The 22579-nt window shown below is 60.5% G+C and carries 24 protein-coding genes; 11 read left to right on the top strand and 13 right to left on the bottom strand.

Annotated features, from left to right (window positions below):
- Window positions 1–37 precede the first annotated feature (37 nt).
- The 8 genes from trpS to HAD_RS15635 all read right to left on the bottom strand — a co-directional run bounded on the left by trpS (window position 38) and on the right by HAD_RS15635 (window position 8819).
- Window positions 38–1045 (bottom strand): tryptophan--tRNA ligase, encoded by a 1008-nt coding sequence (trpS, locus tag HAD_RS15600; RefSeq protein WP_035573359.1) that lies wholly within the window; start codon window positions 1043–1045, stop codon window positions 38–40.
- A 205-nt stretch (window positions 1046–1250) separates the two neighbouring features.
- Window positions 1251–3890 carry an alanine--tRNA ligase gene (gene alaS, locus HAD_RS15605; RefSeq protein WP_035573361.1) on the bottom strand — a complete coding sequence of 880 codons (2640 nt, stop codon included), beginning with the start codon at window positions 3888–3890 and terminating at the stop codon, window positions 1251–1253.
- Window positions 3891–4099: 209 nt separating this feature from the next.
- A complete protein-coding gene (gene recA, locus HAD_RS15610; RefSeq protein ID WP_035573363.1) occupies window positions 4100–5197 on the bottom strand; it encodes a recombinase RecA in 1098 nt (365 codons plus the stop codon).
- Window positions 5198–5470: 273 nt separating this feature from the next.
- On the bottom strand, window positions 5471–5743 hold the full coding sequence (locus HAD_RS18635) for a hypothetical protein (protein WP_156942309.1): 273 nt from the start codon (window positions 5741–5743) through the stop codon (window positions 5471–5473).
- A 188-nt stretch (window positions 5744–5931) separates the two neighbouring features.
- A complete protein-coding gene (locus HAD_RS15620) occupies window positions 5932–6810 on the bottom strand; it encodes a transposase (RefSeq protein WP_035573365.1) in 879 nt (292 codons plus the stop codon).
- Between the two features lie 44 nt (window positions 6811–6854).
- The gene (locus tag HAD_RS18200; protein WP_162177525.1) at window positions 6855–7916 is read right to left on the bottom strand and encodes an ImmA/IrrE family metallo-endopeptidase; all 1062 of its coding nucleotides are present in this window, start codon (window positions 7914–7916) and stop codon (window positions 6855–6857) included.
- 44 nt (window positions 7917–7960) lie between these two features.
- Entirely contained in the window at window positions 7961–8506 is a 546-nt protein-coding gene (locus HAD_RS15630; protein ID WP_035573366.1) for a hypothetical protein, read from the bottom strand.
- A gap of 73 nt (window positions 8507–8579) precedes the next feature.
- Entirely contained in the window at window positions 8580–8819 is a 240-nt protein-coding gene (locus tag HAD_RS15635) for an RNA-binding protein (RefSeq protein ID WP_035573369.1), read from the bottom strand.
- A 250-nt stretch (window positions 8820–9069) separates the two neighbouring features.
- Between HAD_RS15635 and HAD_RS15640 the strand changes: the two genes are divergently transcribed.
- A complete protein-coding gene (locus HAD_RS15640) occupies window positions 9070–9282 on the top strand; it encodes a DUF2093 domain-containing protein (RefSeq protein WP_035573739.1) in 213 nt (70 codons plus the stop codon).
- Between the two features lie 7 nt (window positions 9283–9289).
- Window positions 9290–10192 (top strand): M23 family metallopeptidase, encoded by a 903-nt coding sequence (locus tag HAD_RS18205; RefSeq protein ID WP_051596371.1) that lies wholly within the window; start codon window positions 9290–9292, stop codon window positions 10190–10192.
- Here HAD_RS18205 and HAD_RS15650 read toward each other — a convergent pair.
- A complete protein-coding gene (locus tag HAD_RS15650) occupies window positions 10189–11547 on the bottom strand; it encodes an amidase family protein (RefSeq protein ID WP_035573371.1) in 1359 nt (452 codons plus the stop codon). The two genes, HAD_RS18205 and HAD_RS15650, sit on opposite strands and share 4 nt — an antisense overlap.
- A gap of 167 nt (window positions 11548–11714) precedes the next feature.
- Between HAD_RS15650 and HAD_RS15655 the strand changes: the two genes are divergently transcribed.
- Window positions 11715–12521: a hypothetical protein gene (locus HAD_RS15655; RefSeq protein ID WP_051596372.1), complete on the top strand. Its 807-nt coding sequence runs from the start codon at window positions 11715–11717 to the stop codon at window positions 12519–12521.
- A 2-nt stretch (window positions 12522–12523) separates the two neighbouring features.
- On the opposite strand, the gene HAD_RS15660 is transcribed toward HAD_RS15655, so the two are convergent.
- Together HAD_RS15660 and HAD_RS15665 are read right to left on the bottom strand one after the other, a co-directional pair.
- Window positions 12524–13495: a quinone oxidoreductase family protein gene (locus HAD_RS15660; protein WP_035573372.1), complete on the bottom strand. Its 972-nt coding sequence runs from the start codon at window positions 13493–13495 to the stop codon at window positions 12524–12526.
- A gap of 1 nt (window position 13496) precedes the next feature.
- On the bottom strand, window positions 13497–14273 hold the full coding sequence (locus HAD_RS15665) for a TerC family protein (RefSeq protein ID WP_035573373.1): 777 nt from the start codon (window positions 14271–14273) through the stop codon (window positions 13497–13499).
- A gap of 90 nt (window positions 14274–14363) precedes the next feature.
- Here HAD_RS15665 and rnhB point away from each other — a divergent pair, with 90 nt between their 5' ends.
- From rnhB to HAD_RS15685, 4 genes are all read left to right on the top strand, one after another.
- Window positions 14364–14948 (top strand): ribonuclease HII, encoded by a 585-nt coding sequence (gene rnhB / locus HAD_RS15670; protein ID WP_035573374.1) that lies wholly within the window; start codon window positions 14364–14366, stop codon window positions 14946–14948.
- Between the two features lie 99 nt (window positions 14949–15047).
- Window positions 15048–16295, top strand: a complete 1248-nt coding sequence (locus HAD_RS15675; protein ID WP_035573377.1) for an FAD-dependent oxidoreductase — start codon at window positions 15048–15050, stop codon at window positions 16293–16295.
- Complete coding sequence (locus tag HAD_RS15680; protein WP_035573378.1) at window positions 16292–16654, top strand: nuclear transport factor 2 family protein; 363 nt, start codon at window positions 16292–16294, stop codon at window positions 16652–16654. The genes HAD_RS15675 and HAD_RS15680 overlap by 4 nt, the downstream gene beginning before the upstream one ends.
- Window positions 16655–16707: 53 nt before the next feature.
- Window positions 16708–17130, top strand: coding sequence for a GIY-YIG nuclease family protein (locus HAD_RS15685; RefSeq protein ID WP_051596373.1), 423 nt, complete (start codon window positions 16708–16710; stop codon window positions 17128–17130).
- Here the strand turns inward: HAD_RS15685 and HAD_RS15690 are convergent.
- A complete protein-coding gene (locus HAD_RS15690) occupies window positions 17127–17909 on the bottom strand; it encodes a transglutaminase-like domain-containing protein (protein ID WP_035573379.1) in 783 nt (260 codons plus the stop codon). The genes HAD_RS15685 and HAD_RS15690 overlap by 4 nt on opposite strands.
- 95 nt (window positions 17910–18004) lie before the next feature.
- On the opposite strand from HAD_RS15690, the gene ttcA reads away from it, so the two are divergent.
- Window positions 18005–18916, top strand: coding sequence for a tRNA 2-thiocytidine(32) synthetase TtcA (gene ttcA, locus HAD_RS15695; RefSeq protein WP_241765390.1), 912 nt, complete (start codon window positions 18005–18007; stop codon window positions 18914–18916).
- Between the two features lie 157 nt (window positions 18917–19073).
- Window positions 19074–19835 carry a hypothetical protein gene (locus tag HAD_RS15700; RefSeq protein WP_206741291.1) on the top strand — a complete coding sequence of 254 codons (762 nt, stop codon included), beginning with the start codon at window positions 19074–19076 and terminating at the stop codon, window positions 19833–19835.
- Between the two features lie 114 nt (window positions 19836–19949).
- Here HAD_RS15700 and HAD_RS15705 read toward each other — a convergent pair whose 3' ends face one another.
- Window positions 19950–20648 carry a helix-turn-helix transcriptional regulator gene (locus tag HAD_RS15705; protein WP_035573382.1) on the bottom strand — a complete coding sequence of 233 codons (699 nt, stop codon included), beginning with the start codon at window positions 20646–20648 and terminating at the stop codon, window positions 19950–19952.
- Between the two features lie 138 nt (window positions 20649–20786).
- On the opposite strand from HAD_RS15705, the gene HAD_RS15710 reads away from it, so the two are divergent.
- Complete coding sequence (locus HAD_RS15710) at window positions 20787–21143, top strand: VOC family protein (RefSeq protein WP_035573383.1); 357 nt, start codon at window positions 20787–20789, stop codon at window positions 21141–21143.
- A gap of 87 nt (window positions 21144–21230) precedes the next feature.
- On the top strand, window positions 21231–22235 hold the full coding sequence (locus HAD_RS15715; protein ID WP_035573384.1) for a hypothetical protein: 1005 nt from the start codon (window positions 21231–21233) through the stop codon (window positions 22233–22235).
- Window positions 22236–22579 lie beyond the last annotated feature (344 nt).

Below are 22579 nucleotides of genomic sequence, written 5' to 3' on the forward strand. Positions count from 1 at the left end.
GCCCGCACTTTTCCTGATGTTGCCCCTCCCCCTCATCTCAAAGGACAAACAGGCCCAGACCGCGCGCCACATCGTCAAATGTGCGGTCCGTGATCTCACGCGCGCGTCCGGTGCCCTTGCGGATGACGTCCATCACATAGTCCGGCGCCTCTGCCAGTTCCAAACGCCGTTCACGGATCGGTTCCAGCAGAGCCTGCAGGATATCCTCCAGCCGCCGCTTCACTTTCTGGTCTCCCAGCCCACCCCGGCGATAATGATCCTTCAGCGCCTCCAACTCTTTCTTATCCGGATCGAATGCGTCGAGGTAGCGGAACACGACATTGCCCTCTACACAGCCGGGATCCTCCACGCGCAGATGGTTCGGGTCGGTGAACATCTGCCGCACGGCATGTGAAATCTCGTCTGCACTGGCCGAGAGGGGGATGGCGTTGCCGCTGGACTTGCTCATCTTCTGGCGCCCATCGATCCCCGGCAGCCGCCCCACCGGCGGGATCAGCGCGCGGGCCTCCGGCAACAGGTCTGCCCCTGCGGCGGCATTGATGCGGCGGACGATCTCGTTCGTCTGCTCGATCAGCGGCGCCTGGTCTTCCCCCACAGGCACCAGCGTCGCGCGGAAGGCCGTGATGTCGGCCGCCTGCGCCGCCGGGTAACAGAGAAAGCCTGCCGGAATATCCCGCCCGAAGCCGCGCGCCTGGATTTCGTCCTTGATCGTCGGGTTCCGCTCCAGCCGCGAGACCGTGACGAAGTTCAGGTACAGCATCGACAGCTGCGCCAGTGCGGGCAAGGCAGACTGAAGGCAGATCGTGGACTTCGCCGGATCGATGCCAACGGCCAGGTAATCCAGCGCGACCTGGAACACATTCTCGCGGACCTTCGCGATATTATGCGCATTGTCTGTCAGGGCCTGGGCATCGGCCAGCAGCAGGAACTGGTCGTGCGTTTCCTGCAGGTCCAGCCGGTTGCGCAGGGATCCGGCATAGTGGCCGAGGTGCAACTGTCCCGTGGTGCGGTCACCGGTGAGAATGACGGGGCGTAGAGTGGTCATGTGAGAAGCTCCTGTTGAAGAAAACAGGGCACGCCGCAGAAGACCGGAAAAACAAAAAGGCCGCCTCCGCGGCGGCCTTGAGGAAAAGGTGAATCCGTCCGGCCGCTCCTAGAAGGAGCGCCACCAGATGAAAGCCGGAAGATGCGGACGGTTGACCATGAGGGGCCGGATAGACCCGGCCCGCTCACGCGTCAATGCCGCCTGGTCAGCCCTTCAGGATCGCGCGGACGGCGTTCAGGGCCTCTTCGGCTTTGGAGCCGTCCGGGCCACCGGCCATGGCCATGTCGGGACGGCCGCCGCCGCCCTTGCCGCCCACCGCTTCGGACGCGGCCTTGACCAGGTCCACGGCGGAGAATTTGTCCGTCAGGTCTTTGGTGACCCCGACGGCCACGCCTGCCTTGCCATCGGCGACGCCGACAAAGACCACAATGCCGGAACCGATCTGGGCCTTGGCCTCATCGACCAGTGCGCGCAGGTCTTTCCCGCCGACACCTTCGGCCACACGGGCGAGCAGCTTCACGCCATCGATCTCTTCCGGGCCTGCCGGCGCGCCGCCGCTGCCGCCCATGGCGAGCTTGCGTTTTGTCTCGGCCAGTTCGCGTTCCAGGCTGCGCTTTTCCTCGCCCAGCGTGGCGACACGTTTGGGCAGGTCTTTCAGCGGCACTTTCAGACTGTCGGCAATATCCGCCCCGATCTGTGCACGGCCTTTCAGCCAGGTCAGCGCTTCCGCGCCGGTGGCGGCCTCGATCCGGCGCACACCAGCGGAGACGCCACTTTCCGACGTGATGATGAACACGGCAATATCGCCGGAGCGTTCGACGTGGGTTCCGCCGCACAGTTCCACCGAATACCGGCGGTCGTCGCCTGTTCCCATGGACAGCACGCGGACTTCATCGCCATATTTCTCACCGAACAGGGCCAGCGCGCCGGCCTCGATCGCTTTTTCCGGCGTGGTCACCTGAATGCCCGTTGGCAGGTTCGCGCGGATCTGGGCGTTGACCTCATCTTCGACGGCCTCAATCTCCGCTGCGCTGAGCGGCGCGCCATGCGAGAAGTCAAAGCGCAGACGATCGGCCTCCACCAGGGAGCCCTTCTGCGTGACATGTTCGCCCAGCACCTTGCGCAGGGCGGCGTGCATCAGGTGCGTTGCCGAATGGTTCGCCATCACGGCCTTGCGGCGGACGGCATCGACATGAAGCTGGGCCGATGCGCCGGTCTTCGCCGCGCCCGACACGAGTTCGCCGATATGGACGTGCACATCGCCGGCGCGTTTCTGCACATCGCGCACGATGAAGCGGGCGCCATCCTCGAAGACGATCTCGCCATGGTCGCCGGCCTGGCCGCCGGATTCGGCGTAGAACGGCGTTGCATCGAAGACGAGTTCGGCCGGGCCGGGCGACAATGTATCGGTCAGCGCCCCACCAGCGGCGATGGCGACCAGCTTGCCGGTGCCTTCAGTCTTGCCATAACCAGTGAAGTTCGTTGCGCCCACCTTGTCGCGGACACGGAACCAGATTTCGTCCGTTGCCTGATCGCCGGAGGCAAAGCCTGCGGCGCGGCTGCCTTCGCGCTGGACTTCCATGGAGGCATCGAACGCGTCGACATCGACTGTCATGCCGCGGGCGCGCAGGATGTCCTGCGTCAGGTCCAGCGGGAAGCCATAGGTGTCATAGAGTTTGAAGGCCGTCTCGCCCGGCAAGGCATCGCCTTGCTTCAGCGTTTCGGATTCCTTTTCCAGCAGCGAAAGGCCATTGCCCAGCGTCCGCTGGAAGCGGGCCTCTTCCTGCTCCAGCGCAGCCTCGATAGCGGCCTTGGCGCGGCCAAGCTCCGGATAGGCTTCGCCCATTTCGGAGATCAGCGCCGGGGTCAGCTTGTACATCAGCGGTTCGCGCGCGCCCAGGAGGTGGCCGTGGCGCATGGCGCGGCGCATGATGCGGCGCAGGACATAGCCGCGCCCTTCATTGGACGGCAGAACCCCGTCGGCAATCAGGAAGGCGGACGTCCGCAAATGGTCAGCGATGACGCGGAAGGAGGCGAGCTTGTCGCCCGTCGCCCTGGCGCCATAGACGCTTTCTTCCGCTTCGATCAGGCCACGGAAAAGGTCGATTTCGTAATTGTTGTGGACATGCTGCAGGACGGCGGAAATCCGCTCCAGACCCATGCCGGTGTCGATGGACGGTTTCGGCAAATTCTCGCGGGCGCCGCCAGCGAGCTGGTTGAACTGCATGAAGACCAGGTTCCAGATCTCGATGAACCGGTCGCCATCCTCGTCCGGGCTGCCGGGCGGGCCGCCGGGAATGTCTTCGCCATGATCATAGAAGATTTCGGAGCACGGACCGCACGGGCCGGTATCGCCCATGGACCAGAAATTGTCCGACGTGCTGATGCGAATGATCTTCGAATCGTCGAACCCGGCCACTTTCTTCCAGATGGCCGCGGCTTCGTCGTCCTCGGAATAGACCGTGACGAGCAGACGTTTCGGGTCGAGGCCGAATTCCTTCGTCACCACTTCCCAGGCAAAGGCAATCGCCTCGTCCTTGAAATAGTCGCCGAAGGAGAAGTTCCCCAGCATTTCGAAGAAAGTGTGATGGCGCGCCGTATAGCCGACATTGTCGAGGTCGTTGTGCTTGCCGCCAGCGCGGACACATTTCTGCGAGGTCACCGCGCGCGGGGACACAGGCGTTTCCGCCCCGGTGAAAATGTTCTTGAACGGCACCATGCCGGCATTGACGAACAGAAGGCTCGGATCGTTCTGCGGCACCAGCGGCGCGGATGGCTGCCGGGTGTGCCCGTGCTTCTCGAAATAGGCGAGAAAAGCTTCGCGGATCTGGTTTACGCTGGTCATATGATCTCAGGGTCCTCGGCGTATAAAATTGTCCCGAACCGCCGAATCCGGCGCCGGGCCTTTACGCGCGATATAAAGGCCCCTTTGCCGCGCGCCAAGATTAGCGCACCACAAAGGGGCCAGTTTGCCGGACGAGAGAGTGGAAACCGGCCCTGAAAGGACGTTTTCTGCAGGGAAAACGCGAGAGAGAGGGGGCCGGTCAGCCCCGATCAGCCCTCGGCAGCATCCGGTGTGTCGTCGTCTTTTTCGGAATTATCCATGCCGGCCGAGAGCAATTCGTCGGCGAGCAGGCCCGCATTGCGGCGGACGGCATCCTCGATCTCGTCCGCAATGGCCGGGTTTTCCTTCAGGAAGGTACGGGTTTTCTCACGGCCCTGGCCGATCCGCTCTCCATTATAGGAATACCAGGAGCCGGATTTCTCGATCACGTCGGCTTTCACGCCGAGATCGATCAGTTCGCCGGTCTTGGAGATGCCTTCGCCATAGAGGATATCGAATTCGACCTGCCGGAAAGGCGGGGCCACCTTGTTCTTCACCACTTTGACGCGGGTCTGATTGCCGATGACCTCGTCCCGGTCCTTGATCGCGCCGATGCGGCGGATGTCGAGACGGACGGACGCATAGAATTTCAGGGCGTTGCCGCCCGTCGTGGTTTCCGGGCTGCCGAACATGACGCCGATTTTCATGCGGATCTGGTTGATGAAGATCACCATGCATTTCGACTTGGAGATCGATCCGGTCAGCTTGCGCAGGGCCTGGCTCATCAGACGAGCCTGCAGGCCGGGCAGCGAGTCGCCCATTTCACCTTCCAGTTCGGCCCGCGGCGTCAGCGCGGCCACGGAGTCGATGACCAGAAGGTCCACCGCGCCGGAACGCACCAGCGTATCGGCGATTTCAAGCGCCTGCTCGCCCGTGTCGGGCTGGGAAATCAGGAGGTCGTCCAGGTCCACGCCCAGCTTGCCAGCATAGATTGGGTCCAGCGCGTGTTCCGCGTCGATAAAGGCGCACACGCCGCCATTCTTCTGGGCTTCGGCCACGCTGTGCAGCGCCAGGGTCGTCTTGCCGGAGCTTTCCGGGCCGTAGATCTCAATGATGCGGCCTTTCGGCAGGCCGCCAATGCCGAGCGCGATATCCAGCCCGAGCGAACCCGTCGAAACGGCCTCGACATCCATGGCTTTCTTGTCGCCCAGACGCATGACCGAGCCCTTGCCGAAGGACCGTTCAATATTGCCAAGCGCCGTTTCGAGAGCTTTTTGCTTGTCCACGCCGGTTTCCTTGTCCACGAGTTGCAGCGCTGGTTTGGCCATGAGTCGTCTCCTTAGGTCCACTATAGGGGTGTTTTTGGCAAGGCCCCCCGGTCGCCTCATCTGAATTGGGTGTACCACATTTGTTCCGCGGAACAAACAGGAAACTTTCTGGTACTGTATCAGTTTGAAAATTCCCCAAGAAACCAAGGCCCAGCATGGTGCCGGGCCTCAGTATGGAGAGTGAAATGAGAGTAAAACTTCAGGACGAAAAATACGTTCTTATTCCGCAGACGCAGGAAGAAGCGTCAGTTTTGGCAGATATGGACGGAGCGCTTATCCGGCTGGTCCGAGACGCTGCGCAAGCCACTGATTTACATTCCGTGGCCCCTGACCAGTCCAAGGCCGCGAAAGTGTGATGACGTAAAACTGGTCGTCATCATCCAAATATTTCCTGAACCTTGCGTGCACCTGAGACACGGTTTCAGAAGTTTCGATTGCATAGCTAGACTCACTGAGTCTTGCCCAGTTTGTCTTGTCTATTTCCTGAATGATATTTGGTCGCTGAACCTCATTGTTCAGATCGTATGCGACAATGTAGATGGCCATGAGATCGGCCCTTTCCTATTTGGAAGGGGCTTGACGCGTCAGGCGTTACAATTCACGAATGACCTGTGCACACCAAGCCCCTTCCGGGGTTATAGATACGAGCCCGTCCTGACCACGAATCAGTACGGGCTCAACTATAAGTGACGCAGTTTTCGCTTTTAGAGTCCATAAACAAGCCTGTGGACAGATCAGGCTTTCTTTTTGTACGGGCCGCGTTTTTTCGGCGGCGGAGCGTTCTCTTCGATCTTTTCGACGATCCACGCCATATCGTGCTGGGTGTCCGTAAGGCCCGCAGCCATCGCAGGAGTCATGCCGAGTGACTGATGCTTGCGGCAAAAATTGTAGTGCATGAAGTAGAGCGCCAGCGCGTACAGGTGCTGCTCATACTTCTTTGAGTGGCCATTCGTCAGGCGCGTGAAGCGGCGCATGCCCATCCGCATAGAGAGGTTCTGGCGCTCCACGTAGGAGGTTGAAGCCTTGCGCATATCAGGAGTACCGCATTCGGCTTTCTTCTTCACGCCGACGCACTCAAGCGGGGCATAGCGCTTCTGCCCTTCTGCTTTCACGTTGGCGTAGACCTTCGTGATAACGGCATGATCAATCTTGCCTTCAAAGACTTTACGGATAGTCGGCACGTAGGCCGCATGACCGTCCGTATCGATCTGAACGCGATCCGCGAGACGTGAAGCCAGGTCCGTCAGAAATGCCTCAGCGCTGATCATGGTGCGGGTGCCAGCAAGATAGGAAATGATCAGCTTGGTGTCGGCTTCAATTGCCGTCCACGTCCATACGTCGCCATGCTCTGGCTTGAAGTCTTTGGCCTTGCCCTTGTTGCGTTCCTTCGTGTGAACGAACGACCAGATTTCATCGCACTCGACACGCTTGGCGTGGACGTCCTTCACAAGATCGTCGTGGGCTTTCAGGCAGGCCTCGCCAGCGTCCACCAGCAGTTTGGCAACCGTGTTGATGCTGACACCAGCCACGCGGCTGATGGAGCGCATGGAGGAGCCCTCCACCATCATCTGAAGGATCAGCGCACGCTTTTCGGGGGGCAGGACGTTTGCCATGCCTTTTAGGTATGAACTTTTATGCTTACCGTCAAGCATTTTATTCAATTAACCAACCGAAGATGCGGCTTCGGTTGGGGTTCGAATGAGTACAAAGACTGAAACTCTTCCGGCGTGATGCAAAGAAGATTGGAAAAATCCGCATCGCTATAGTCGAGCGTCTTGCGATGAAACTCAATCATCTGGCGGAGCATCTTTGGATGCTCGCGGGGGGGCTCATTGGGTTCTCGCTTACGATACCCCAACTTGCTCATTTCGATGAAGAAGTTCTTGTACTGATATTGTGTAATGAAGTTGTGCCGCTGGGCGTTGGTGGCGATTGCCGCCATTGAAACCTTCCAGTACGCTTTCATATTTGCGAGATGCGGCAGGTCAAAACGTCTTAACTGCCTTCGCAAATCGTCAGGTGGAACCAAGAATGCGCCAGCAAACTCATCCGCTTCGCATTCCATCTCGCCGTCTTCTTTGAAGTCGGTCGTATGTAAAACCATATGAGCCAGCTCGTGGCACAATGTGTGACGCAGTCGATCCATGGGTGATGCCGTGTTCACAAAGAACAAGACCGGCAGCCCGTCGGTCCTTTGACTCATTGCGTCCAATAGATCTGTTCCGAAGTCACAGGGGACAACGATGCCGCCATTTTCTTCAATCAGGTCCACAACGTTTTCTATTGGGCCGGACGGCAGCATCCACGTTTCTCGCAGCATTTGCGCGAGATCGTCGATCGTCACTCTCTTCTTTGTGCGTCCTTGGTATTCATCGCGGTCAATCTCTGGAATGAAGCGGTTCGTGCTGAACGGAAACGACCGACTCAGCTTCTCTATATGCATCCGCCGAATGTTCATTTCGGCAACGATTTTACCCAGCGCTTTCGCCGAAAGCTTCTTGCGCCGGCGATAATGAAACGGCGGAAATCCGTAAGGACGCCCTGGCTGGAAAAAGAAGCTTGGCGGATAACCCAGCGCACGCCCAGCATCGTGGGCGAACTCTTCTGGAGCCTCAAGCACCCCCGTTTCATATTTCGAAAGCGTGCCTTGCCCCACACTCATTGCTTCGGCGAGCTGAGCCTGTGTCAGCCCTCGCGAGTCACGGGCAAGAGTCAGCATGTGGTGGTTAAACCGAGTCATAGTTCACCAGTTGAAAAAAAGTATTAGCCGAGGCGCGCCTGAACCGTCACATCCACCCAGCGTGGCTGGCCGACCGCACGGTCTTCGACGGGCAAAATTGCTGCACACCAATCGACAGACTTTCCTGATGGCCGCGCTACCTGAACCCGCTCGACTTCCGTTCCCAGAGCATTCGGCAAATATCCTACGACCAGGTTAAGGGCTGGGTGGGGGATTCCGGGCAGCGGCATCTGGCGGTCAAAGGCGCGGATCTGTTTGGTCGGGTAATTTCGGCTCCGTCCCTCTTCATCCATCTTCTTGAACCGGATTGTCGCTTTTTCCCCGATTATCCACACTTTCAGGCCACGGATGCTCTTGAAGTTTACCCCTTGCGCGGGGGTCAGCTGTTCCTCGGCGATTGTCACCATGTGGGTGTAAATGCACGAGGCGGCCGCACGCGCATCATGCTCAATACGAATATCCGCAGGATACTGTTGATACCGCGTAAGCCCTCCGCGACAGATCGCGTCGATCTCATCGAAGTACGGGTCCAGCTCAGCCATCACCTGCTCTTGGGTCCACTCACTCATGGCCGATTCTCCACTGAAAGTCTGAAAACAGTGGCAGGATTTCGACCAAAAAACAAGAAAAATATTCCGAAAATTATTCTTCGCGCTGTTTATTCCACCGTTTTTCAGCAGCCTTCTTCGCAATCTCAGCCCGCTGCTCTGGTGTCAGCTTCTTCGCGCGGGCTTTGCCGCCCTTGCGGCCCATCTCAGCGGCAGCGGATGACAGGGCTTCGTCCTTGTCATCCGTCTCCTCGCCAGTAGCGATCCTGGCGATCTTGATGGCGTTGCCGATCACGTCAGCAGGGCGCTTTTCGCCTTTGGGTCCTTTAGGCATTTCAGAAAATCCCCATATCTGACTTGTTCTCATAGAACTGCCTTCTGTCTCGCTCCGCTTTGCGGGCGGGCGGCCAGATGTTGAGCCAGATCTTTTTCATAAGTTTGAGCATATGCCCTCCTTTTGCTTACCGCTAAGCATACAGGAGTCGGAAATCACTGGCAAATTGCTGAAATTTCAAACTGATACAGTACCAACTTTCTGCAGGCTGCTCTTTTCTTCAAGCCGCCTTTCAGGCATGGTGATCCCCATGCTTACACGATCCAGCCAACCCGCCGGCGAAGCCCGCCTTCGTTATCTCGATGCAGACATCGAAGTGCTCGCCCCCGGCGACTATGTTGTCTGCGCTGTCACCAGCCGGAAAATCCCGGTCCAGGCCTTGCGTTACTGGAGCGTCGACCGGCAGGAAGCCTATTGGGACGCAGACGCCGCCTCGTCCCGCATGGTTCCGGCAAAGGACTGACGCACGCATGATGCGTGACATCCTCCTGATGGTGGTGATGTGCACCGGCACCTGCCTTTCGGCACCAATGGCGGGCGCGGAAACAGCCATTGCCCCATCGCCCCCCACCCAGGAACATTGCGACGGCGCGCTGAAACAGGGCGGGCTTGTCATCTGTCATGGCATCCCGGGCACGGTGTTCACGGTTGCGGGCCGCAAACTGACGGCGGATGCGTCGGGCAGTGCGCAGTTCGGTCTTGCCACCGATGCGCCATCGGTCATCGGCTGGTCGTCGGACACCGGCGCCTTTGGTGACTTGGTGATTGAAAAACGGCACGACGATTTCCGCACGATCGAGGGCTTCGATTGCGACAAGGTCGATGCACGCAGCGAAGAACAGAAGGCCCATGCTGGCCGGTCCTGGGTGAAGAAGCGGGACGCCTTCGCCACATTCAATGACGGCCCCGGCGCGCTGACCGGCTTTATCAAGCCCGCAGATGTGCCGGCCTCCTCACCCTTCGGGCCGACGCGGAAATATATCGGCGTCAGCAAGGTGACCGGCGAACCCTGTGAGTCTGTCTCTGTCCATCGGGGATATGACATGGCCGCGCCTGTGGGCACGCCCATTGTTGCCCCGGCCGAAGGCACCGTGATCCTCGCCGACCCTGACCTTTACTATGAAGGCGGTGCGATCTTCCTCGACCACGGGCACGGGCTCGTCTCAGTGTTCATGCATTTGTCGGAAGTGGACGTGAAAGCGGGCGACACCGTCGCGCGCGGCGACCTGCTGGCAAAGTCCGGCAATACCGGCCGTACGACCGGGCCGCACCTGCACTGGGCGGTGAAGTGGCGCAATCCCGAAGCCAGCAACCGGAGCGGCGATTTCTATATCGACCCGGCCCTGCTGCTGAAGCTTCCCGTGACCGACTAGGCCGAGAGCCCTTCAGCCTGAAGCAATTCTGCAAATTGCAGTGTCGTGCGGTCTTCATAGAGATTGCCGAGCACCTGCATGCCTGTCGGCAGGCCGTCCGGGGTACGCGCTAGCGGCACAGCGGTGGACGGCAGGCCGGGGAAGGTCGCAAGCCCTGCCCACATCAGCTGAGAAGCGTAAGGGATCGCCTGCCCGTTCACGGTCAGCGTGCGCTTGCCCCAGTCCGGCTCATCCGTGTACGGAAAGGCCGCCGTGCTGAAGGTCGGTGACAGCACGACATCGATGTCACGGAAAATGTTTGCCCATTGGCGCTGGAGGTTCAGTTGGGCATCCAGCAGGTTCATGTAGACATGTGCGTCAACCGGCCGAGCCTCCGGCGTACCTCGCGTGATCGCCGTATTCAGCAGGCGCAGGTAGTTTTCGTGGATGCTGGCAAAGTCCGGCAGGCCAGGTACTTTGCGGACGACCTGCGCGCCCTGTTTTTCCAATGCACCGGCGAGCGCCTCAATCGGGCCGGCGACGTCATCGTCCACGGGTGGCAGGTCGTCTGTGTTGAGGACGAGCACGCGGAAATCCTTCAGTGCCGCGTGACGGGCGGCAGGCAGATCCAGTTTCCAGCCGGCCGTCACGGGCCCGGCCACGACATCCAGCGCCGCGGACAGGTCTGCGGCGCTTCGGGCCATGGGTCCGACAACGGCCAGTGGCACGTCCACCCCATCCGTACCCGGTGGATTATGCCCTTTCAGCGGTACGATGCCCCAGGTCGGCTTGTGTCCCCACACGCCGCAGAAATTGGATGGGAACCGGATCGAACCACCAATGTCGGACCCAAACTCCAGCGGCACCATGCCCGACGCAAGCGCCGCGGCAGACCCGCCAGACGACCCGCCCGGCGTGCGGCTGTGATCATAGGGGTTCACCGTGCGGCCATAGACCGGATTCACGCTCTGCCAATCGGCCAGCGCCACGGGGACATTCGTCTTGCCGAGGATCACCGCCCCGGCCGCCTTCAGGCGGGCGACGGGCGGGGAATCTTCCTGCGGATGGAAATTCGAGAACATTTCAAAACCCCAGGTCGTCGGCAGGCCGGCGACGTCATGGGCCTCTTTCACCGTCATTGGCACGCCGAGGAAAGGCCGGGGATCGTCCGTTGTCCGGCTCTCATCAATGACCTTGGCCGCTTTGCGAGCGCGGTCATAATCCTTCACGACGACCGCGTTCAGCGGGCCGTTCTTCGCCTCGATCCGCTGGATGGCCGCTTCGCAAGCCTCCACGGCGCTGACCTTTCCGCCTCGAACGAGCGCAGCTGTGTCCAGCGCGGTGGCAGATTCCAGATTCGTGTTCGTGTCAGCCATGACGTGTCCTCCCGGCCCTTGACTGAACGGCGGCGCGCGCAGAAGGCTCTTGTTTTGCGATTGGTTCTCAGTGTTTCTAGCATGGCCTGCGTTCGACGCCATGCCAAAAAATGACTTGGCCAATACAATCGAGCCAATAACGGGGACAGGCGGAAGGGGGCTGCGACGTGAACACAATTGCCGGAGCTGTCCGCGCGTGGATCGAAGGCGCGATTGCAAGCGCGCCGGACGGGCACGTGCCCTTGCTCCTCCTGTCCGGGCCTCAGGGCTCCGGCAAATCGACCGCCCTTGCGGCAGCCATCGGGACCATGTCCCAGCCTGTGGCCGGAGCCAGCATCGACGACTTCTACCTCACCCATGCCGAACGGATGGAGCTCGCCCGCCGCATCAGCCCCCTGTTCATGACCCGCGGCCCACCCGGTACGCATGACCTGACCTTGCTGGCCAAGACGGTATCCACATTGCGCGCGGCGATCGGAGAGACAGAAGCCCTGTTACCGGTGTTCGACAAGTTGAAGGACGACCGCGCGCCGGTGTCGGACTGGCGCAACGTCCAGGGCCGACCCGCCGCCATCGTGATCGAAGGCTGGCTGATGGGGGCTCTGCCGGACGCCAGGTCCGCCAGGGACGCGCCGATCAATCCGGTCGAGGCAGAAGACCGGACCGGAGACTGGCGGCGCCATCAGGAAATCGCGCTGGCCGGACCCTATGGCGATTTGTGGGATGCGGCAGACGGCTTCTGCCACATCGTGCCGCCGGATTTCGACTGCGTTCTCGGCTGGCGCCTGCAACAGGAAGCCGGGCTATGGGCCGCGCGCGGTGAAACCATACCGGACGAGCGGCGCGACTGGGTCCGCCGCTTCATTCAGTATTACGAACGGATCACCCGCCGCATGCTGGCGGGTAGGCGCCGTGCGGGCGCCGAAATCTTCATCGATGAGAACCGGACGGTATTGCGAACGTCCGGCAACTGATTTTACGGAATCAATACCGTCGCGCCGGTTGTCGTACCGCTTTCGAGAGCCTCGTGGGCCTTGCCGGCTTCTTTCATGTAGAAGCGCTGGCCGATGTCGGCGCCGAACGTGCCGGCCTTCATGGCAGCGAACAGGTGGCGCGCGCCGCGGGCCATGCCTTCTGGTGTGTCGATGAAGCTGAACAGGGACGGTCGGGTCAGGATAAGCGATCCCCCCGCTGCGAGCCGGCCGGGCGGCATCGGGTCTGCGGCGCCTGAGGCATTGCCGTAAGAGATCATCCAGCCGCGCTTCTTCAAGCTGGAGAGGGACGCCTCGAAACTGCGCTTACCCACGCTGTCGAGGGCCACATCAACGCCTTCGCCACCTGTCAGATCACGAACTTTTTTGGCGACATCCTCATAGCCGACAATCGTATCGCTGGCGCCGAATTCTTCGGCCTTTTCGGCTTTCTCCGGCGTCGAGGTCACAGCGATCACGCGGGCGCCAAGGCTGGCCGCCCATGGCGTCAGCACGCTGCCTACGCCGCCCACAGGTGCCCAGATCAGCACCGTGTCACGGTCCGTCACCGGGCGGATCTCGAACAGAAGCATCCAGGCCGTCAGGCCTTTCAGCAGCACAGCGGCGCCGTCTTCTTCGGAAATGCCTTTCGGCAGTTTCACCATAAGCCCTGCCGGACCGGTGAAGTGCGTGGCGTAGGTTCCGCTGCCGAGATAGGCGACCCGGTCACCCGGCTTCACATTGGTGACGCCCTCGCCCACCGCTTCCACCGTGCCGGCCCCTTCGGAGCCCTGCACGAAAGGCAGCTTCACCGGATAAAGCCCGGTCCGGTAATAGGTGTCGATGAAGTTCAGGCCGGACGCGGCCTGTTTTACCAGCGCTTCGCCGGGGCCCGGCTGGCGCGGTTCGAAATGTTCCACCTTCAGCACATCCGTGCCGCCGGTTTCGTGCATGATGATCCGGTAAGCGTCGTGCATGTCAGTGTCCTTTCGTTTTCGGCGCCTGTTTCCGCGCCTGGATGTTGAGCAGTTCCACGACCAGCGAGAACGCAATGGCGAAGTAGAGATACCCTCTGGGAATATGGAAGCCGAGTCCGTCGGCCACAAGCGCCACCCCGACAAGAAGGATAAAGGCCAGCGCCAGCATCTTGGTGGTTGGGTGATCTGCGATGAAGTTTGCCAGAGGGGTAGCCGCAACGGCCATAACGAAGGTCGACAGGACGACGGCCCCGATCATCACCGCCAGCAGGTCCGTCATGCCGATGGCCGTGATCACACTGTCCAGCGAGAAGACGATATTGATCACGAACAGCTGAATAACCACGCTGCTGAAGCTGCCCGGCGCTGTCGTTTCTTCGTGACCGGTGCCCTCGACGGCGGAGTGGATTTCCTGCGTGCCTTTCCACAGCAGGAACAGGCCGCCGCCGAACAGGATGAGGTCCTTCAGCGTCACCTCTTCGACATGGTGCATGACCTCTGTACTGCCGTTCGCCACGAACACGGCAAGCGCATGCGGCAGGTGGAACAGGGGCGACTTGTCGAGCTGCAGGATCCAGAAGATCAGGCCCAGCATGGCGATCCGCAGCACCATCGCGCCCCAGACGCCGATGCGGGTGGCCGTTTGCTTCTGGTCTCCCTTCAGCTTGCCGGTCGCGATGGACACGAACAGCAGATTGTCGATCCCGAGCACGATTTCCAGGAAGGTCAGCGTCGCCAGGCTGCCCCAGAAGGCGGGCGAAGAAAAAAGTTCGGTCATGGAAGTGTCTCCCTGGGATGGCCGCCGTCTGCCGCAGTTGAACCGTGCTGCGCAGTAGAGCGCAAGCCCGACTCGCGGTCTGTTCCGGCCATGGACCTGTTCGGAACCCTGACATGCGGCGTCGATGAAGCTGGCCGCGGCCCCTGGGCTGGCCCGGTGACGGCCGCCGCGGTGATCCTCGATCCGGCGAACCCGATTGAGGGCCTGACGGACTCCAAGAAACTCTCCGAAGCCAAACGCGAAGCCCTCGCGCCGCTCATCCGCGAACGCGCCATGGCCTGGTGCGTCGCCCATGCCAGCGTCGAGGAAATCGACCGGCTGAACATCCGCGAGGCGACCTTCCTCGCCATGCGGCGCGCGGTGGAGGGGCTGCAGCATGCGCCCGACCTGGCGCTGATCGACGGCAACGCCCTGCCCGGCGGCCTGGCCTGCGAGGCCCGCGCCATCGTGAAGGGCGATTTGAAAGAACCTGCCATCTCGGCTGCCTCGATCCTCGCCAAAACGGTGCGGGACGCCCTGATGCTGGAGCTGGACGCGGCCTATCCCGGCTATGGCCTCGCCCGGCACAAGGGATACGGCACCGCCATACATGCCGAAGCCCTCACCCGTCTCGGCCCGGCGCCGTGCCACAGGATGAGCTTTGCCCCCGTCAAGGCAGCCAGCCTGTCCGCCTGACGCGCCGTCAGACCACCCTCGCGTCAGGGTTTGCCAGCCCCGCCTCATCAATGCATCCTGACCGTGAAGGCCCGCAAGAGGCCTCATGGAGGATAACCGATGATCTATGATCTCGTCATTGTAGGCGGTGGAATCGGAGGCAGTGCGCTGGCCACCGTCATGGCGCGCGCTGGACGCAGCGTGCTGGTACTGGAAAAATCAGAGCATTACGAAGATCGTGTCCGCGGCGAATGGATCGCCCCCTGGGGCGTTGTGGAGACGAAACGCATCGACCTCTATGATACGCTGGTGGCGGCTGGCGGGCATCATCTGTCGGAGCACGTCACCTATGATGAAAGCCTGCCGCCGGACATGTGCGAGGCGGCCCCGCTGCCACTGAACATGCTGATCCCGGATATTCCGGGTCCGCTTTGCATCGGCCATCCCCATCACTGCCAGACGCTCTACGACGCAGCGGCGGCAGCAGGCGCGACCTGTCTGCGGCCGGTCAATGTGGAGTCGGTGACGCTTGGCGAGACATCCTCGGTGACTTTCACGCGGGGTGACCGGCAGCACACCGTCGAAGCCCGTCTGATCGTCGGCGCAGAGGGGCGGCAATCCATGGTGCGCGCCGCCGCCGGGGTGAAGCTGCACCAGGACCGGCCGCATCACTGGTTTGCAGGCCTGCTGGTCGAACAGGTCGAAGGCTGGGACCCGAAGCGGCAGGCCATCGGAACCGAAGGCAATTTCGGCTTTCTTGCCTTCCCGCAGGGCGATGGCCGCGTGCGCATCTATGGCGGCTATCCGCTGGAGGAAAAAGGCCGCTTCGCCGGGGAAGACGGCCCCGCGCGGTTCCTTGAGGCCTTCCGCATGGCGTGCGCCCCGCCCAATGCTGCGCTCGCCGAGGGCACACCGGCGGGCCCGCTCTATTCCTACTTCAACAATGACAGCTGGACGGTCGAACCGTTCGCGCCGGGCTGTGTGCTGATCGGCGACGCGGCAGGCTGGAACGACCCGATCAATGGCCTCGGCCTGTCGATCACCTATCGCGATGTGCGGATCGTGTCAGATATCCTGAAGGACACGCCGGAAGGCGACGGACCGGATTTTGCCGCTTATGCCGAAGAGCGTGCGGAACGGATGCGGCGGCTGCGCTTTGCAGGCCAGCTCCAGGCCACCCTCGATATGGAATTCGGGGAAACCGCCAAGGCCCGGCGCCTGTCCTACCATACCCGCAAGGCGGAGGACCCGACCCTCGGCCTGCACGGCATTGCGATCATGGCCGGTCCGGAAAGCGTGCCGGAGGAGTTCTTTACCGACGCGCACCGCGCCCGCGTGTTGGGGCAGCCTCAGAAGGAACCGGCATGAGTATCGATATCGAAAAATTCAACGCCGACTGGCTGGATGCCTGGACGAGCAAGGATGTCGACCGTCTGGTGGCCTTCTATGCGCCGGACACCGTCTACAAGGATCCGCAGACCGCCGCAGGCCTGAACGGCCGCGACGCGCTCAGCACCTACCTGACCGGCCTGTTCGGCGCGACACCGCCGATGACTTACACGCCGGACGAAACCTGGCCGATTCCCGGCGGGTATTGCGGCCGCTGGTATTGCAAGGTGGGCAAAGACGGAACGGACGGCCTGCTGAGGGGCTTCGACCTCGTGATCATCGAGCAGGGCCTGATCAAACTCAACGAAGTCTACGTTCACGAGATTCCCGAGGGTTAACCGCCCATTAACCGTCTCAGCCGAGCTTCGCGGAATCGACGTGGAGGGATACCATGCTGTTTCTGTTTGGCTGGCAAACCTGGTGGGGTGAGTCCGGCCGGCCGTACCGGTTCAATATTACGCTGACGCGCAAGGGCCTGCCGGATGAGGGCGGGATCTATATATTCGTGCGCCGCCGGTTCGTATTCTTCCTGCAGCCGCTCTACATCGGCAAGGCGACCAATTTCCGCTCGCGCCTGATCGGGCATGAACGCTGGTGGGAAGCCTGGTGGAAACGCGGCGCCACCGAACGTCACATCATGATCGTCAAGAAACCGGCAGACCGGGCGCGGATCGAGGAAGACCTGATCCGCAATTACCAGCCGCGCATGAATGATATCCTCATTCCACGCGGCGCCGATGACGCGCCGAACAACAAGCGCCTGCGCCGCTGGTGGAAGATCAAGCGCTGGTTCCGGATTCCATTCCTCACCTAGACCGCAGGCAAGACCTTCACAGTCTGCCAGATCAGACTGCAGGGTGACGTGGTGGACAGAAAAGCGATGTCCGCCGCATCGCGCCCGACACCGATCCGGACCAGATTTTCGACCGGCACCAGCCCGGTCGGATCAACCAGCCACCAGGCATTCTCAAGATACACTTCGAACACCGCATGGAAATCCTGCGGCTCCAGCCCCATCGCATAGGCGCTGACCGCGCGGGCCGGAATGTTGAGGGCGCGGCAGAGCGTGATGCCAAGATGGGTAAAATCGCGGCAAACGCCTTTGCGCTCCACAAATGTGTGCTCGGCTGTCGTGTCGGAGCTGCTGATGCCAAAGGCATATTCGATATTTTCGTAAAGCCAGCTCAGCACCGCCTGCACCATGGCGCCGCCCTCCGGGATCGTTCCGAACGTTTTCTCCGCGAATGAGATGAACCGGTCCGACGAACAATAGCGGCTGGGCAACAGGAAGACGAGCGCTTCGGTCGGAAGGTCCGGCCAGGCGTGCCGGGTCGCCGCGGATGGCAGGAGAGATCGCGCACCATTGTCGACAACCGCTTCGTACCGGATGCGCACATCACCGGAGAATTCTCCCCGGAAGCGGCGCTCGCCACGGGCGTCCGCCGGATCGAAGACCAGCTCTGGCAGCGGGTCGATCTCAAGGCTTTCCGATATGACGGTCTGGTCCGGTGAGGTCGCGGCATGAACCGAAACAACGGCCCCTGTCCCAGGCTGGAAAGAATAATGCAGGTCTGACGACACGTGCAGCTTCATGAAAGCCTCCGAAAATTGGAAACACGTCTGATAGACCGCCTCATGGCACAGGCCGGGGCCGCCGTCTTCCCGGGCTTGTGTGTTAGCGCCCAGCCATGGCAAAGCTGCACGCCATGGCAGATGATGTTTCCACTTTCACCGGCGCCCCGCCGCTGTTCACCGACGCCCCGGATTCGGTGAGCTTCAAGAAACTGCGCAAGCGGCTGGTGCGCGGCGCCCTCCAGGCGATCGACGCGTATGGCATGGTTGACCGGCGCGCCGTCGAGAGCGGCGAGATTCCCCGGCCGAAATGGCTGGTCTGCCTGTCGGGCGGCAAGGACTCGTATGGCCTGCTGGCGGTGCTGATGGACCTGCAATACCAGGGCGCCCTGCCCGTGGATCTGATCGCCTGCAATCTCGACCAGGGCCAGCCGGGCTTTCCGAAACACATCCTGCCGGACTGGCTGGAAAAGATCGGCGCGCCCTATCGCATCGTGACCGAGGACACCTATTCCATCGTCACAGAGAAAGTGCCGGAGGGACGGACCTTCTGCTCCATGTGTTCGCGCCTGCGCAGGGGCATCCTCTACCGCATCGCGCGGGAGGAAGGCTGCGACGCCATCGTTCTGGGTCACCACCGCGACGACGCGCTGGAGACGTTCATGATGAACCTCATCCATGGCGGACGTCTCGCCGCGATGCCGCCAAAGCTGCTGAATGATGAGGGCGATGTCATGGTGCTCCGCCCTCTGATTACAGCTGCGGAGGACGATCTTGAGAAGTTCTCCAATGCAATGAACTTCCCGATCATCCCGTGCAATCTGTGCGGCAGCCAGGACGGCCTGCAGCGCGTCGCCATGAAACAAATGCTGACAGATTGGGAACGCAAGAAGCCCGGCGTCCGGCAGGTCATGGCCCACGCCCTCGCCACTGTCCGGCCCAGCCACCTCCATGACCCGAAGATCTTCGACTTCCTGGGCCTCGCCCCCGGCGGCGAAGGCGAAGACGACCCGAACGTCCCGTTCTGAAAAGTCCAGATGAAGCAGAAATACGGTCGGCATTTCAAACGCGTAGAGAGGTTATCCGATAATGCGAATCCCAAGGCTTCTTGCTTGTGTGTTCACTTTCTCGGTCTTGAGCAGCGGGAGCCACGCACAAGGCAACTCTCATGACATCGGCGCTGACTTGATCGGTCAGACGCCTCCGGGACCTACGCCCGAACTTTTTGCGCCGGGGCTTGTCTCAACGGACAATCTGGAAATCGAGGGCGTCTTCGCCCCCGGCATGACAGAATTCTATTTTGTCAGGCAGGTATCAGGCGACGTCCCCAAAATCTACAGCTTCCAATACAAGGATGGCGACTGGCAGGAATCGATTGTGGGACCGCGCACCGGCGAAGTCTTTATCTCTGTCGATGGAAAGACGATGTATCTCGGGAACGAGTATCGAGAGCGCACAGACTCCGGTTGGTCGGAACAGAAAAGCCTCGGGTCCCCCTTCGAAGATATTCCGGTCATGCGCCTGACAGCTTCAGCAGATGGCACCTACGTTTTCGATGAACGACATGAGGTCGGCACTATCAGGTATTCCCGTTTGGTGGACGGCGAACGCCAGGCACCACAGGCCTTCAGTGAGGAAGTCAACTCGGGAACCTTTACTGCCCACCCCTTCATTGCCTCCGACGAAAGCTACCTGATCTGGGACAGCGAACGCGACGATGGTTATGGCGATTCAGATTTGTACATCAGTTTTCGCCAGGACGATGGCTCCTGGGGACCCGCTATCAATATGGGGGACGAGATAAACACCGAATTCGAGGATGCGTATGGAAGCGTCACGCCCGACGGGAAATACTTCTTCTTTCACACGATCAATCTGAGCGAACCAAAGGCCAATATTTTCTGGGTGGACGCCCAGATCATCGAGAACCTCAGACAAGCACAGTAGGCTGATAATTCATCACGGGCGTCAGGCTTACATAGCAAAAGGGGCCCTCCACATGTCAGCAAAGGCCTTTCAGGTCCGAAGCCTGGTCCCGCCCGCTGTGAGGCCAAACTGCGATCACATAACCAGTTCGTCACCGTCCGGAGTCAGCTGGAACGCTTCCTTGGGCAGAAGGCGGAAATGGGTGCCCGTTCTTGAGGCCGCCAGTATCCGGTCGCACCGAAATGTGCGCGATGCATTCCGCAGATGGTCCTGCGCGACAACATACCAGACAGGGTATTTCAGCAGGAGGTAGTGCGGTTCGATTTCCCGGCTGGACGTCTCACCATCCTCTCTCTGGTATCGTATCGCCAGCGTTTCCTGATCCGTGAATGCCTGATGCAAGGCCTGAACGATCGGCTTTGGTGGAGGCGACGTCCCTGCCTGCACATAGGTCGACGCGGTGACGCCCACGAGGATACGGGATTTCAGGCGGTCTACCATTTCGCGCTTTGCCGGCGAAAAGGAGGCCACCAATTGCCGCCTGATCGAGTCGAGGTTCGCCAGGAACATGGGCGAGTTCATTTGCTCTGTGACGGCAAGGCTGATCAGAAGGTCGACTGCTTCGGCATAGGACAGGTTCATCCGGCCAACGCCCCAGTTTCGGTCCAGGCGGACGCCTCCGCCCCGGCCGCGATCGGCATCGATCTGCATGCCCTGGTCTCGCATGAGGGAAAGATCCCGCGAGATCGTTCGCTCGCTGACACCGAGCTCACGCGCCAGATCCCCGACCGTGCAATGCGCGTTCTGCTTGAGCCGGACCGCCAGCAATTCCATCCGCCTTAGCCTGCTGATCGTATTCGCCCGCGCCATGGAAGAAATAGGACATAAAATGTCATACTTTTCAATAAAGTGCGGACATCCAAGAAAACCAGGCCGGATATGCCATGCCCCCGGCGAACAGGAGATCCCTTCATGCGAATGAACTATTTCGTTGTCGGTACAAACGACATGAACGCTTCCATTGAGTTTTACGATGCCCTCTTCGAGCGGTCAGGCCTGAACCGCGTCTCCCCGTCAGACAGGATGACCTACTGGCTGGGCGAGGATTTTGCATTTGCGGCAGCCCTGCCCTTTGACGGAAGGCAAGCCACCAATGGAAATGGAACCATGGTCGGCTTCAGTGTCGGGACCGCGGAAGCCGTCAGGCAGTTCCATGAACGGGCCATTGAACTTGGCGGCACCTGCGAAGGCGCGCCGGGCCAGCGAGGGCCACGTCTTTCTGCTTATGTGAGAGACATTGATGGAAACAAGCTGTGCTTTTCTGACTGAGATGGGCCGCGGTGGGAGATGAAACGCGCCCTGTTTGCTGCGCGCGCAAAAACCGGTTAACCGGAATACAGACCGGGGCGAGGACACATGCCATCTGAACATTCCACACATCCGCTGGCCAGGCGTATTACCGACTACGGACAGTTCGCCTATCCGGTCGCCGACAATATCGATACCTATCTGGGCATTCTCTATGAGGGAAAGCTCTATGAAACGCTTTGCGCGGGGTATCCCGGACGGGAAATTGTCCTCAACCTGACGCATGCCTATGGGCTCATCAGCCACGAAATCTTCTGGACAGAAAATGACACCTACAAGGAAGCCCTGGACGCACTCCCGGTCCTTGCAGATCACATCGCCGAAACGGAACTGAGTTTGGGCGACCTCTACCATGTCTCCGAGATCGTGGAGAACTTCTACGACTGGGACCCTGATGGACACGGCCCCACACACCTCACCCGGTTGAACCAGACGATCATATCTCTCACGACCCTCTTTGACCGCCCCGCGTACAGGGACGCCATTTACGACGCGCTGAAAGACAAGTCCCGTTCAGAATTCAGTGAACTCATCTCCATGGCGAACTGGTTCTATGGAGAGGATGAGTTCGATCTCTTTTTCAGTTTCGCGGAGGTTCAACCCGTAGAAGCGCTGGACAGCGCCCACTGGCTGATCGGGATGAGCGATCCGCAGCGCGAGACATTCATCACTTGGGCACGAGATCACATGCCGTCGGGGCTGTCGCTGTCTGAAGGCGCACGCACACAGGACTATGACGAGATCGTCACGCAAATCCTGGACCGCGTGATATGGCAGGAAGAGCATATATTGAAAGCGGCTCAGGATCGTTTGGACTTTACGGTCTGGGGCCTTTGTTCTGCCAATAAATTCATGGCGGCAAATGCTGCATATCTTCTGGAGGACCTGCCCGTCAGTCAGTGGCCGGAGGGCAGCCAGGCCATCATAGCCAAACTGTACGAAGAGATGGAACCGAACTGGACCTCGTTCAAATCCAAGGGCGGCAAGGGCCATTATACAACGCACAAGGAGCGACTGGGAAGCCTGCTTGAAAAAGCGAACCAACCGAGTTGATCAGCTCAGCCTGAAGAGACTCAACAAGGATGCCCTGGGGGCACCGGCGGAGGCGCCGTCTGAACGCCTATGCGTCCGGACTTGCGGGCGCGCGCACCCGGCCACGGTAGAATGAAAACTGCTCCATCACATGCCAGAAGCTGGCCATGAGGTGGGGGCGCTCCCGGTTGGGTCCCGAATAGTGAACCGTACACAGGCACCCGTCTTCACGCCGGGGGTGTTTGCGGCAGGAGATATCAAAGGGGCCCCAGTCTACACGCGCCAAAATCGCCTCGCGTAGTTTTTCCGGATCTCCCGGCCATCGGCATTCAAACTCCGCGTTCCGCAGGCCATCTTCGCTGGCC

The sequence above is a fragment of the Hyphomonas adhaerens MHS-3 genome, assembly GCF_000685235.1.
Classification (GTDB): Bacteria; Pseudomonadota; Alphaproteobacteria; order Caulobacterales; family Hyphomonadaceae; genus Hyphomonas; species Hyphomonas adhaerens.